Origin of the sequence: Trebonia sp., assembly GCF_049794275.1 — a bacterium.
Classification (GTDB): Bacteria; Actinomycetota; Actinomycetes; order Streptosporangiales; family Streptosporangiaceae; genus Trebonia.
Genome location: NZ_JBARCR010000260.1, coordinates 1 through 1,564, shown reverse-complemented (window position 1 = coordinate 1,564; position 1,564 = coordinate 1). Strand labels below are relative to the sequence as shown.

General features: G+C 68.1%; 1 protein-coding gene. It reads right to left on the bottom strand.

Annotated elements, in window-relative coordinates; genetic code table 11:
* On the bottom strand, positions 1 to 1,362 hold a 1,362-nt coding region (locus tag WA805_RS07480; RefSeq protein ID WP_425241969.1), incomplete at its 3' end, for an MDR family MFS transporter.
* Between the last annotated feature and the right edge of the window lie 202 nt (positions 1,363 to 1,564).

The window sequence follows — 1,564 nt, the reverse complement described above, 5'->3', positions numbered from 1 at the left end:
TCCGTGCAGGTGGCTGGCCAGGTTCCCGACCAGTACGTTAGCGAAGATCGCGCCGAAGATCGCCGTGCCGAACGACCCGCCGATCGAGCGGAAGAACGTGGCGCCTGAGGTCGCGACGCCCAGTTCGCTGTGCGGCACGCCGTTCTGCACGATGATGACGAGCACCTGCATGACGCCGCCGATGCCCATGCCAAGCACGAGCATGTAGAGCGCGTCCTGCCAGGTCGCCGAGTCGGGGCCCATCAGCGACAGCAGGTACAGGCCGAGGGTCGTGAGCGCAGTGCCGGCGATCGGGAAGAACCGGTACTTGCCGGTCCGCGAGATGATCTGGCCGGAGGCGATCGAGACCGTGAGCAGGCCGACCATCAGCGGCAGCAGGTACAGGCCGGAGATGGTGGGCGAGATGCCGCGGACGACCTGGAAGAACGCCGGCAGGTACGTGATCGCGCCGAACATCGCGAAGCCGACGATGAAGCCGACCACGCTGGTGACGGAGAAGGTGCGCAGCCTGAACAGGTGCAGCGGCAAGATCGGCTCCGCAGCGCGGCGCTCGACGAGCACGAACAGGCCGATCAGCACCACGCCGGCCACGCCCAGGATGTAGATAGGCGCGGACGCCCACGGGTAGGTCGTGCCGCCGAGGCTGGTCATCAGGATCAGGGAGGTAGCGGCCAGCGACAGCGTCGCCGTCCCGAGGTAGTCGATCGTGTGGTGCACCCGGCGCAGATGGCCGGGGACCTGGCTGGCGACCACGATCAGCGCGACTACGCCGATCGGCACGTTGATGTAGAAGATCCAGCGCCAGCTGAGGTTGTCCACGAAGACGCCGCCGAGCAGCGGGCCGATCACGCTGGCCACGCCGAAGACGGCGCCGAACAGCCCGACGTACTTGCCTCGTTCCCGCGGCGAGACCACGTCACCGACGATGGCCTGCGCGCCGACCATCAGGCCGCCACTGCCGAGCCCCTGCACCGCGCGGAAGGCGATCAGCATGAACATGGAGGTGCTGAGGCCGGACAGGATCGAGCCGATCAGGAAGATGACGATCGCCGCCTGGAAGAACACCTTGCGGCCGTACATGTCGCCGAGCTTGCCCCACAGCGGGGTGGACACCGTGGTGGCGAGCAGGTACGAGGTGATGACCCAGGCGATGTGCGAGCCGCCCTTGAGGTCGCCGACGATCGTCGGCAGCGCGGTGGACACGATCGTCTGGTCGAGCGCGGCGAGCAGCATGCCGCACATGAGCGCGCCGATAATAAGCAGGATGCGGCGGCGGCCGAGGTTTGGCATGGCCCCCTCGGCGGCGGCGTCCACCGGGGAAATCCGGGGCCCCTCAGCGGGCGCGGGAGTGGCTGATGCCATAAGTTGCTGTCCTTCCTGTCTGCTGTCGCACTCGCCGTTATCCGGCGCAAGTCGCTGTCTTCAGGGAACCCGGCCGCGCGCGCCTTGAAGGCCTGGTCAATACGCTGTCCGAGCGAGACGGCACCGCCGGCGCCCGCCCAGAACGTCAGGCACGCGCGGACGACGCTGACCGCGGCGGCGGCCAGGACCCCCGGATAAGGGT